General features: G+C 46.2%; 9 protein-coding genes. All 9 read right to left on the reverse strand.

The features are described 5' to 3' along the window. Entirely contained in the window at nucleotides 1–861 is an 861-nt protein-coding gene (locus C7475_RS01345) for a sigma-70 family RNA polymerase sigma factor (RefSeq protein WP_110050232.1), read from the reverse strand. A gap of 119 nt (nucleotides 862–980) precedes the next feature. Continuing rightward, a complete protein-coding gene (locus C7475_RS01350) occupies nucleotides 981–2,678 on the reverse strand; it encodes a S8 family serine peptidase (protein ID WP_199236155.1) in 1,698 nt (565 codons plus the stop codon). Nucleotides 2,679–3,563: 885 nt separating this feature from the next. Beyond that, nucleotides 3,564–5,093 (reverse strand): aldehyde dehydrogenase family protein, encoded by a 1,530-nt coding sequence (locus C7475_RS01355; RefSeq protein ID WP_110050234.1) that lies wholly within the window; start codon nucleotides 5,091–5,093, stop codon nucleotides 3,564–3,566. Nucleotides 5,094–5,227: 134 nt separating this feature from the next. Then, nucleotides 5,228–6,115 carry a DUF1338 domain-containing protein gene (locus tag C7475_RS01360; RefSeq protein WP_110050237.1) on the reverse strand — a complete coding sequence of 296 codons (888 nt, stop codon included), beginning with the start codon at nucleotides 6,113–6,115 and terminating at the stop codon, nucleotides 5,228–5,230. Between the two features lie 9 nt (nucleotides 6,116–6,124). Further along, nucleotides 6,125–6,940 (reverse strand): 3-methyl-2-oxobutanoate hydroxymethyltransferase, encoded by an 816-nt coding sequence (panB, locus tag C7475_RS01365; protein WP_110050239.1) that lies wholly within the window; start codon nucleotides 6,938–6,940, stop codon nucleotides 6,125–6,127. A 61-nt stretch (nucleotides 6,941–7,001) separates the two neighbouring features. Further along, nucleotides 7,002–7,883, reverse strand: coding sequence for an exopolyphosphatase (locus C7475_RS01370; protein ID WP_110050242.1), 882 nt, complete (start codon nucleotides 7,881–7,883; stop codon nucleotides 7,002–7,004). Between the two features lie 74 nt (nucleotides 7,884–7,957). Further along, a complete protein-coding gene (ppk1, locus tag C7475_RS01375; RefSeq protein WP_199236156.1) occupies nucleotides 7,958–10,114 on the reverse strand; it encodes a polyphosphate kinase 1 in 2,157 nt (718 codons plus the stop codon). A gap of 213 nt (nucleotides 10,115–10,327) precedes the next feature. Continuing rightward, nucleotides 10,328–11,350: a lysylphosphatidylglycerol synthase transmembrane domain-containing protein gene (locus C7475_RS01380; protein WP_110050247.1), complete on the reverse strand. Its 1,023-nt coding sequence runs from the start codon at nucleotides 11,348–11,350 to the stop codon at nucleotides 10,328–10,330. A 25-nt stretch (nucleotides 11,351–11,375) separates the two neighbouring features. Next, on the reverse strand, nucleotides 11,376–11,720 hold the full coding sequence (gene panD, locus C7475_RS01385; protein ID WP_110050249.1) for an aspartate 1-decarboxylase: 345 nt from the start codon (nucleotides 11,718–11,720) through the stop codon (nucleotides 11,376–11,378). Nucleotides 11,721–11,753: the final 33 nt, after the last annotated feature.

An 11,753-nucleotide genomic window follows, 5' to 3' on the forward strand; every position in this document is an offset into this window, starting at 1 on the left:
TCAGAGAAGGAATTTCATTTTATCGGGGTTTCTGATGCCGAACAAATGACTGATCTTATTGTCCTGATCGAAAACCGGTATCAGGATGGTATCAAGATCACTGGTCAGTTTGTTCTCAAACAGGACCCCGGTTTCCATATTCACATCTTTTATGGTATACGACAAGTCCTTACCAAATTTAAGGGCGCCATTTGCGAGGTACATCATTACACTATGCAGGCCAGAGACAGGTTTCATAGCAGTAGAAGCCTTGCCGCCGCCGTCCATGAAAAGTGTAACCTCTTTTGACAGATAGGTCTCCAGCTGTTTAACATCGCCGTTTAAACATGCCGTAATAAATGCCCTGATCATTTCTTCCTTCTCTAGACTAGAGGGACTATATTTTGCTTTGCCGGTTTTCAGCTTTTCTTTAGCCCGATGTAATTGTTGCCTGCAATTAGCTTCAGTGATACCAATCAGGGACGCTATTTCGTCATAGTCGTAATCGAAGCTTTCACGAAGCAGGAAAACAGCCCTTTCCTGGGGATTAAGTTTCTGTAGCAATACTAACAATGCATAGGAAATATCACTCTGCAGCAGGTCCGGGAAACGTTCATGGGCGACAGGCTCGGGAAGATCGATTCCCGGGTATACTACATGCTTTCTTTTTTCGAGTATAGCAAAGCAACCGTGAATGACTGACCGGACAAGGTACCTTTCGGGATCTTTTATGTTGTCAAACGGCTGACGTGAAAAGGAGATATAAATGTCGTTCAGAACATCTTCGGCATCACTCACGCTTTCAGTCATTTTATATGCCAATCCATAAAGTCTGGATTTCTGTTGTAGAAAGAATGATAATTGAGCCTGGCTGTCTGACATCACAATATGGAAAATGGTCTTGGGTGCGAAATTAAGTCTAATTATCGACTATAGGGGTTATAATGAATAAAGGCATCCTGGTAATACCACGATGCCTTTATTTTATAAGGGGAGAGATGTTATCCTTTCTTAACGGACTCCATCTTCACTTTCTTTTTCTTCTTTGATTTATGGTCTTTATTGGCCTCAATACTATCCGCTAGTTTCAATGCATCATAAGCATTTACAAGACCACCGGAGATAGAGAGATCAGCGAAAGGAACTTTCACGTCGCCCGCACCTGGTTTGTTTACATCCTTCGTGCTGTCAGGCAACGGAGTAGCTGATTTCATCAGGATGTATTTCAACTGTTGTGCAGTGAGATCAGGATGGTAGGAGAGTACCAATGCTGCTACACCTGCCACTACAGGAGCAGCCATACTGGTTCCGCTGGCATTGCCGTATTTGTTGCCGCCGGGAACAGTAGAATAGATCTGAACACCTGGCGCGAAGAGATCTACATTTTTCTTACCGTAGTTGGAGAAGCTGGCTACTTTACCAGTCTTGCCATTAGCACTTGCACCAACGGTGATGTAGTTGTTGGCTCTTGGTGAATGATCAGCAAAGTCTGGGTTCGGGAAGTTGTCTACAACGTCGTTGTCATTTCCGTCGTTACCCGCAGCATGAACGAGTAATACACCTTTTTCTTCAGCATATTTTACAGCAGCATCTACCCAATCTTTGTGAGGGGAGAAGCCTTTACCGAAACTCATATTCACTACGCGTGCACCGTTGTCTACCGCGTAACGGATAGCCAGGGCTACGTCTTTATCGCGTTCATCGCCGTCGGGAACGGCTTTCACCATCATGATGCGCACATTGTCATTGATCCCGTCTATACCAACGCCATTGTTCCTTGCCGCAGCAATGATCCCGGAAACGTGCGTGCCGTGAAAGCCGAACTGTCCCATCACATCGTTGTTACCGTAGTATTTGTCGTTAATATCGTTGACATTGTCTCCGACAATATCGGCACGTTTATCAACCGGAGCTTCGCTGTCGGCCATATCGGCCTTCTTCTTTAACTCCGCCAGGTATTCGTCAAACTCTGATTTCAGTTCGGAGTAGTTGAGATTTTCTTCGCCGGTATTCTGGAAGATGCGCAGTAAGAATTTCTTGGCTACCATCACATCTGCGTCAGCTGTTTGAATGCTGTCCAGTTTTGCGGCGTTAAAATCATTCTGGTGCAGGTAACCGGTGATCAGGGCTTCGCATTTACGCAAACTTTCCTGTAGCTTCAGCATGGTCTTGTAGGTTACCTTGCTTTCGCCTGAAGGTTTGGATACTTTGCCCTGTAATCTTTGCCAGTAGCTATATTCCTTGGATTGTTTATCAAGGGCGGAGTCAGGATTGCCATAGAGGCTCTTATAGCGATAATATTCGCGTGTGGCTTCATCACTATCCTCTTTCACGCTGCGGCCATCTTTACCACCCAGGAAGTTCCATCCGTGAATGTCGTCTATGTAACCATTCTTATCGTCGTCAATGCCGTTACCGGGAATCTCCTTCGGGTTCACCCAAAGAATGGATTTCAGGTCTTCATGAAGTGTGTCAATCCCGGAATCTATAACCGCGACAAGTATAGGGCTGCTTTTTTTCCCTTTCAGGAGTTCAGCATATGCTTTCTCAACACCGGTACCATAAACACTGTCCTGCGCATAGTTCAATAGGTGCCAGTTCCTGGGAGTCGCTGTAGATTGGGCATAAGTCGGGTTAGCGGTAAGAGCAGCCATCAACACACCACCAGCCATGACTGCCATAGCTCTGTTAGATTTCATCAGTCTGTTTTTTTCTCAATAAGCGTTACAAATCAAAAACCAATTTAGGTTAAAGTTATGCAAATTGTAAGGGAATAAGGTACGTTAAATGATGAACGAGTGAATACAATATGCCAACAGCCGATTAACTGGATAGCCGTTTACGTGACAATTGCCAGCATGATAGAAGTACCTGTAACTCAATCGTGTTTGCTCATTTACTGTTAATTTAACAATTAAATGAATATGAAAGAAATTTTCTTTTGGAAGAGAGAGGAAGAGATATGAAGATTGAAGAGAGTTAAAACAGTATTAGTCTGCAACGTTACATTAGACGCTGTTTTGAGCCTAAACTCTTTGGCAGTAAGGATCTTACCTTTTTGATAGTACTCGGATAGAACTAAGGTAGAACAAGCAGAGAAGACGCATAGAACAAGCAGAGAAGAACCAATATCACTGAAAGGGGCCTTGTTTGATATTATTTTAACGGCAGCTAAAAAGACAGGAACTACTCGGTGAAGCCCTATTACCTTCCAAATGAAAGTCTTACATATCTGCGCTGGTATCAAGCTTATAATTACGACCGCTCGTAAAAAAATACTTGCAAATACCACAAAAGTAGAATATGAAATTCCGGAAAAAAGTGTAATATTTAGAGCTGGAAGAGTACTTGATAACTTTCCAAGTTATAATTACTTTTCTCATAAGCATGGTTTCCGTTTAACGAAAAAGCGAGGTTCTCTAACCTCGCTATTCTTTTTGATCTACATTGTTCGCTCACATGCAATTGTGAAAGAAAGGTACTGCTCTTACAAGCCAATTATATTGCAATTAATATCAGTTTAAAAGTTATCCGCATATTAAACGGCATGTTATTCCTGTTATTGTGCGGGAACAAAAAACTTTTTACAGATCGAATTTAATACCCTGGGCCAATGGCAAATGGGTAGAATAATTGATCGTGTTCGTTTGTCTGCGCATGTACGCTCTCCAGGCATCAGACCCGCTTTCCCTGCCTCCTCCGGTTTCCTTCTCGCCACCGAAAGCTCCGCCGATCTCGGCACCGGAAGTTCCAATATTGACGTTTGCTATTCCACAGTCAGAACCGGATTGTGACAGGAATAACTCCGCCTCACGTAGGTTCAATGTCATAATTGCGGAAGACAATCCCTGTGGTACGGCGTTCTGCATCGCGATAGCCTCTTCGATGTTGCTGTATTTCATCACGTAAAGGATCGGCGCGAACGTCTCATGCTGTACGATAGGATAACTGTTCTCCACAGCAGCGATACAAGGCTTTACGTAACAGCCGGAGGTGTATTCGCCTCCTGAAAGTATGCCTCCTTCCACCAGGAAGGTACCGCCCTGGGCCTTGATCTTCTCGATAGATTCCTGGTAAAGGCGCACAGCATCTTTATCGATCAATGGTCCTACGTGGTTATGTTCATCCAGCGGATTACCGATACGGAGCTGCTGATATGCCTTCACTAATTTCTGCGTAAAGGCCTCATACACATTCTCATGGATGATCAGCCTGCGGGTACTGGTACAACGTTGTCCGGCGGTGCCTACGGCCCCGAAAACGCAGCCTATGAGGCTCATATCCAGGTCTGCATCAGCCGAGATGATAATGGCGTTATTGCCACCCAGTTCGAGCAATGCACGTCCCAGGCGGGCGCCTACCACACTGCCTACGGCTTTTCCCATACGGGTGGAGCCCGTAGCAGAGATCAACGGCACACGCGTATCTGCCGCCATCCATTCTCCTACTTCACGACCGCCTGTTACCAGGCAGCAAACGCCTTCAGGTACCTTGTTGGTCTTTAGTACGTCATGTACAATATGCTGACAGGCAATAGCCGATAACGGGGTCTTCTCTGATGGTTTCCAGACGCATACGTCGCCGCAAACCCATGCAAGCATCGCATTCCAGCTCCACACCGCTACAGGGAAATTAAAGGCCGATATGATGCCCGTAACGCCCAGCGGATGCCATTGCTCATACATCCTGTGCCCAGGACGTTCTGAATGCATGGTCAGCCCATGTAACTGGCGGGAAAGCCCCACCGCAAAATCGCAGATATCGATCATTTCCTGTACTTCACCATAACCTTCCTGGAGGCTTTTGCCCATTTCGTAAGATACCAGTTTGCCCAGCGGCTCTTTATGCTTACGGAGGGCTTCGCCTATCTGCCGCACCACCTCGCCACGGCGCGGGGCCGGCCACAGGCGCCATTCCTTAAAGGCTTCTTCCGCTTTTGCGATCACCGCATCATAATCGGCACGGCTGGCCGCTTTGACAGTCGCTATTTCTTTTCCATCCACCGGAGATGAAGCGGGAATGGTCTCACCTTTTGCATCCAGCCAGTTAAGTCCTGTGCTGACGCCGCTGTTTACATTGCTGATTTGCAGTTGTTGCAGAATATCCTGGATCATTTTGTACTGTTTATGCCATGCAGGACATGGCGTGTTTTGATGTATGAGTTAACCTATAAAGGGATCATTCCCATAAAAAAAGATTGCCGGACCTGCGGGATTGTTTTATCTCCCGTTTTCCCGGCAACCCCTGGTTATTGTTTATTCGTCTGTGAACTGTAAGTACTTTCAAAAATGCGGTCCGCATTACCTGCTTCAAAACCTTCCCGGCGGTGCTCACGGGTGATCTTATCGGCAGGAAGGTCTGCAAACTGGGGCAATACCTTGCGCTCAGCAAATTCTACATAAGACCCTGCGATCTTCTGTACCTCGTTGCCGGCGAAGGTAGCGGGGATCATTTTAGCCACGGTACTGCTCTGCAGCAATAATCCATCAGGACTTGTTTTGATCTTGCCGCCTGCATTATTTAGTGTAAACCCTTCTTTTTCAAGGAAGTTATTGAAATCGGCTACAGTGTTATAACCGTCCGGCAGGTTTTGAAGACTGATCGTGAAATGGTTCAGGTAATATCTGTTATAGATAACCCAGGCCGCGTATTCACTCTCCGCTGCCAGCGTCTGGTAATCCTCCAGAGTAGGCGTGCGCCACAGTGAACTGTGCAGGAACATGTCTACCGCCGGTCCGTCATCCAGGTTGAGATTGCTGACAGGGTCCACCAATACCTCTTTGGTATAGCTGGTGATGATCTGCTGCGCCTGCTCACTCAGGTCTTTGACCCGCAGTTCGCTGACAAAGATGCGTGGGTAATTTGGCTTTGGCGGTGCATACCAGAAAGCATCCAGCTTCTTTTCTTTGAAGTGATAGGCGTCCCGTTTGGTGTAACCGTAATGGAGGAAGATCTTTTCCAGCGACTGTATCCCGAGTTCGGGTACACCAATTGTACGGAAGGCAATATGGTCATTCTCAATGTCTTCCGGAACCTCAATGAGGTTCTCCGTGATCATGGCGGCAATGATCGCTGCAACGTCAGGAACGCGCTCCTGGTAGCGTTGCATCAGACCGCTAAGAACATAGTCTAACATAAAACAATTTTAATATTGTTCGTTATCGTTCGGAAAGTCTTTGGCTTTCACATCGTGGATATATTGTTGCGATGCCTTGTAAATTTCGTCATATAAATTGAGATAACGGCGCAGGAAACGGGGTTTGAAGTCTTTGTTGATACCAAGCATGTCATGCATTACCAATACCTGTCCGTCCACATACTTACCGGCCCCGATGCCTATTACCGGGATCCGCAGGGCTTCCGCCACCTGTTTGGCCAGGAGTGCCGGGATCTTTTCCAGTACAATGGCAAAACAGCCTGCGTCCTGGAGCAGACGGGCATCGTTGAGCAGTTTCTGTGCTTCCGCTTCTTCAGTGGCCCTTACTGTATATGTACCGAATTTATTGATAGACTGAGGAGTGAGGCCGAGGTGCCCCATTACCGGTACACCGGCAGATATGATACGTTTTACGGACTCAATGATCTCTTCACCACCTTCTATCTTCACGCCATGAGCGCTGGTTTCCTTCATGATACGGATGGTAGATGCCAGTGCTTCCTTGGAATTGCCCTGGTATGTACCAAATGGAAGGTCGACCACCACAAAGCAGCGCTTAATTGCCCTTACCACAGATGCGCCGTGATAGATCATCTGGTCCAGTGTTATTGGAAGTGTTGTTTCAAAGCCAGCCATCACATTGGATGCAGAGTCGCCTACAAGCAGGATGTCCATACCGGCATCGTCAAAAATGCGGGCCATGGAATAGTCATAAGCTGTGATCATGGAGATCTTCTCTCCGTCATCCTTCATCTTCTGCAATATATGTGTCGTGATCCGTTTAACTTCTTTGTGCGTAGACATCCGAGACAGATTAATAGTTAATTACTAAAAAGCGCGCGTAAGGTAAACTATTATTTGGAAATTATCTGCTGATCTCGGCATAGAGCGATTGGATCAGGCCATCGGCCAGACCGATCTTGGGCACAAAGATCTCTTCGCAATCGGCCCACCGCATAATGTTGATATAGATCTGAAGCGCAGGTACGATCACATCGGCGCGGTCTTCACGCAGATTATAGAGGTGGATACGTTCTTCAACGGAGAAACTGTTGAATTCCTTGTAGTAATCTTTGAGTACGTCCAGTGTAAGTGGTTTGCCCTCTTTACGTTTGGAAAGGGAGAATATCTTGTTAATGTTGCCGCCGGAACCAATGGCTGTGATATTGTTCAGTCCACGGAGGCGGGATTTGATGGTATCTTTCATATACTGCCACTGATCGTCTGTTACCAGGTGCTGCATCAGGCGGATAGTGCCAATATTAAAAGATTCCTTATATCTGAGGCTGTTGTTACTGAAAATAGTGACTTCGGTACTACCACCACCCACATCGATGTACATGTAGGACCGGGTCTTGTCCATGTTTTCTGCGATATGGCTTTCGTACAGGAAAGAGGCTTCTTCCTGGCCGGATATTACCTTGATATCTACACCGGTTTGCTGCCTGACATCATGCAGGATCTCCGCTGAATTGGAGGCATCGCGCATGGCCGAAGTGGCACAGGCTTTCAGATACCTTACTTCATAAACTTCCAGTAAAAGTTTATATGCTTTAATGGTACTCAGCAGGTGAGCAGCCCTTTTTTCAGAGATAGCGCCTTCGCTGAATACATCAATACCCAGACGCAATGGCACCCTGACGAGATTCACTTTTGTAAAGTCCATCCGGCCCTGGCTGTTTGGAGATGCTTCAGAAATGAGCAGCCTGGCGGCGTTGGACCCGATATCAATGGCAGCAAGCTTCATGGGCGCAAATGTATACAATTAGATCAGGAATCAGGCATTATCAATACGCAAAATCGTGATCCCTGATCTTCATGCTAACTGTTATATTGTTTCTCGTGGAGATATTTAAAGATCTCTATCTGTGACCTGATCTTCTTACCGTTATCCCGTTTATATTCATTTTTCTGGTCATTGTCCAGTATGCGGGCCTTGACGTTGCCGCTAAGCTGTATTGCCATGATATCCTTCAGTTCCTGCTGGATATCCGGGTCGATGATAGGGATGGCCACTTCCACACGATGGTCCAGGTTACGCAGCATCCAGTCGCAGGAGGCGATGTATACCTTTTCCTGTCCTTCTTTACCGAATATAAATACACGGGCATGTTCCAGGTACTCGTCCACTATGCTCACGGCCGTAATATCCCTTTTCCATTTCTTATTCTCCGTATAGGCGCAGCAGATACCACGGATGACCATTTTAATGTCCACGCCTTCTTTTGCAGCTTCGTACAAATGACCGATCATTTCAGGATCGGAGAGGGAGTTCATTTTAATGATCATAGCCCCGCCTTTCTTATGACGGGCATTCTTGATCTCCCGTTCCACCTGGCGTATAAAGAAGGGACGCATGCTATAAGGACTTACCGGAAGTGTCGTACATGCTTCCAGTGTTTTGATATCGTGTTTGGCGTTTTCGAGGTAAGCGAAAATGCGGTTGATGTCGGCAATAATGTTCCTGTTGGCAGTAAGCAGGCAATGGTCGCCATACACTCGCGCCGTTTTCTCATTCAGGTTACCGGTACTTACGAAACCACACTGAACGGTCTTGGTACCGATACGCTTTTTGATAACGCATAACTTAGCGTGGATCTTCAGTCCGGGAATACCGATCAGCACTTTTACACCTTCATCTTCCAGCCGGGTCTTCCATTCCAGGTTATCGGCTTCATTAAAACGGGCCCTTAACTCAAGTGCTACTGTCACTTGTTTACCATTTCGTACCGCATTGACCAGGGCGTTGACGATCCTGGAGTTACGTGCCAGCCTGTACGCGGTAATCTTAATACTGGTTACGTTCGGATCGATAGCCGCCTCTCTAAGCAGGTCGATGATGGTATCGAAAGAGTGATAGGGGAAATGTAACATGACGTCCTGGCCCTGAATAACGTGCATCACGCTGGTAGCATTGGCAAACAGGGGGTGGATGAAACTTTTCCTTTGCGGATGGGACCTTTCCTTAAATACGTTGGTAGGGAAATCCATAAAGTCCTTGAAATTATGGATACGCGCCCCCGGAATGAGGTTGTCCTTGCTGGATAGACCCAGTCTGCGCATCAGGTACTCGAGCAGCAGCGGGTCGATATCTTTATCATATACAAACCGTACAGGTTTTCCCTTACGACGGTCTTTAATGCCTTTTTCGATCTGGTGTATCAGGCTGGTAGAGATATCGTTATCTATATCCAGTTCAGCATCCCTGGTAACCTTGATAATATGTGCGGTGAACTTGTCAAATCCGAAGTAGGAGAAGATATGTGGCAGGGAAAAACGGATCACGTCTTCCAGCAGTATAATATCTTCTTCACCGTCTTTAGAAGGCAGGATGATGAAGCGGGGCAAGATGGAGGTAGGGATCTCTATCAGCGCAAACTTCTGTCTGACGGAGTTATCCTGGCGGGCCAGTACAACTCCGAGATAGATGGATTTATCACGTAGATAAGGAAAGTGCTGAATACTTTCGATCATCAGTGGGATGATATTGGTACGTACTTCTTCATTGAAGTAGTTGAGTACAAATTTCTGCTGATCTTTGTTCAGGTGCTTTTCAGTGCGGATAAAGACCTTGTGCTCTTTCAGTTCATCTTCAATACCTTCCCAGATACGGTCGAACTCACGTTGCTGGTCTATCACCATGCTGTGTATCTCTTCCAGGATCTCGTCAGGATTTTCTTCAAGGTGCATACGGGTGGACTTACCGACCAGCAGCATCCTTTTAAGCGTGGCAACACGTACGCGGAAAAACTCGTCCAGGTTATTGGAAAAAATGCCCAGGAAGCGAATACGTTCATGAAGGGGCACAGTAATATCTGCCGCTTCCTGTAAAACTCTTGCGTTAAATGCCAGCCAGCTGATGTCCCGGGGAATCATTTTCAGTTTCTTGGCTGGCGCGATCTTTTTGCTATTGCTTTTCTTTTCCATCACCGGATCTTGTATATTAAATTCTATTGGCTCACTATTTGACAATCGCATCTGAAGGGTAATTAACGGTTGTGATTACACTGTTAATCGCAACAATACAGATTTTGGATAACATCTTATGTTAAATTTCTGATGCGTGTTCTTAAAGGTAAGCAAATATAAGGTGATACCGAACGGTTTACAGATAACAATCTATGGTATATTTATTAGATATACTTGTACAAATCATTTATTGCAGATGATCAGAAGGTAATTACAGCTGTATCAGACGGTTTGTCCGGCATCTGTAGCAGGCGCCTTTACGCGCTCTTTATTTAACAGGGGTAATGCAATAAGGCTTGCCACGCCAACAACCAGTACCAGAAGGGTTTGGGCCGACCATACGATCCATCCGAAAGCATAGGCGGTTGTATCCAGCACTCCGTATACCATCAGGGTCCTTTGTACCAGGAACTGGTAAGCACCGGTACCGCCGGGCGTTACGATCATCCCTACACTACCGATGATGAGCACTGCGAGGGCTGCTTTCAGGCCCAGGTAACGGGTTTCTTCCATACAGTAAAAGCCCAGGTACATCATAGCAAAATACATAGCCCATATGAGGATGGAGTAGAAGATAAACCAGCCTTTCTTTTCCATCTGACCGATGGAGCGGATACCATCCCATACGCCGTGAGCCAGCGCACGGATCTTGATACCTATTTTGGAACGGGAAATGAGACGGAAGCCGATATATGAGATCAGTATAAGTATGATAACAGCGCCTGCGATGATCAGTGAACGTGAGCTGCCTGCGCCACCCAGTTTATTCTCGATGGGATGCCAGATCTCGGCAATGAACAGTCCACCGATAACGTCTATCTGAATCACAACGGTGATCACCATCAGTATGAGCAGGAGCAGCATATCAACAGCGCGTTCCGCGATCATAGTACCTACCAGTTTATCTACCGGTATCTTTTCATATCGCGCCACGATACCGCAACGGGTCACTTCACCCAGACGGGGTACGGCCAGATTGGCCAGGTAACCCACCATAACTGCAAAGAAGGTATTTAGTGTACTAGGGTGATAGCCCATAGGTTCCATAATTAGCTTCCAGCGGACAGCCCGGTACCAGTGACTGGCAATACCGACTATGATAACAGGGATCAGCAGCCAGTAATTGGCGTGCTCCAGGGAATTAAAAATGTCATCCTTCTCCTTATCCGTAAGATTATGTGTAACTAACCAAACTAATCCTAGCCCAATGGCTAAAAAGCAGATAAACTTCAAAAATTTGGGCATAGTAATAGTCTTTTGGGATCAGCAGTTACAATTTATTGTTTTCTTTCGGGAATATGGCAATAGGAGTGTGTTTTTTGGCTTCCTCAAATTCCATAGATGCGTAAGAGATAATAATTACAATATCGCCAACCGCACAAAGGCGGGCAGCAGGGCCATTCATACAAATAACGCCTGAACCGCGTTTCCCTTTGATGATATAGGTTTCCAGACGGTGTCCGTTGTTAACGTTTACTACCTGTACTTTTTCGTATTCGATGAGGTTAGCAGCATCCATCAGGTCTTCATCAATAGTAATGCTTCCTACGTATTGTAAGTTTGCTTCAGTGATAACTGCGCGGTGGATTTTACTTTTCAGTACTTCAATGTGCATGATAAAAAATATCCCACTGTCGTGGGTCTGGTG

The organism is Chitinophaga sp. S165, from assembly GCF_003182155.1.
Lineage (GTDB): Bacteria > Bacteroidota > Bacteroidia > Chitinophagales > Chitinophagaceae > Chitinophaga.

Bases quoted from the DNA above. Each gene is read 5' to 3' on its own strand.
- C7475_RS01345 (WP_110050232.1), bottom strand. From the start codon at position 861: ATGTCAGACAGCCAGGCTCAATTATCATTCTTTCTACAACAGAAATCC.
- C7475_RS01350 (WP_199236155.1), bottom strand. From the start codon at position 2,678: ATGAAATCTAACAGAGCTATGGCAGTCATGGCTGGTGGTGTGTTGATG.
- C7475_RS01355 (WP_110050234.1), bottom strand. From the start codon at position 5,093: ATGATCCAGGATATTCTGCAACAACTGCAAATCAGCAATGTAAACAGC.
- C7475_RS01360 (WP_110050237.1), bottom strand. From the start codon at position 6,115: ATGTTAGACTATGTTCTTAGCGGTCTGATGCAACGCTACCAGGAGCGC.
- panB (WP_110050239.1), bottom strand. From the start codon at position 6,940: ATGTCTACGCACAAAGAAGTTAAACGGATCACGACACATATATTGCAG.
- C7475_RS01370 (WP_110050242.1), bottom strand. From the start codon at position 7,883: ATGAAGCTTGCTGCCATTGATATCGGGTCCAACGCCGCCAGGCTGCTC.
- ppk1 (WP_199236156.1), bottom strand. From the start codon at position 10,114: ATGCGATTGTCAAATAGTGAGCCAATAGAATTTAATATACAAGATCCG.
- C7475_RS01380 (WP_110050247.1), bottom strand. From the start codon at position 11,350: ATGCCCAAATTTTTGAAGTTTATCTGCTTTTTAGCCATTGGGCTAGGA.
- panD (WP_110050249.1), bottom strand. From the start codon at position 11,720: ATGCACATTGAAGTACTGAAAAGTAAAATCCACCGCGCAGTTATCACT.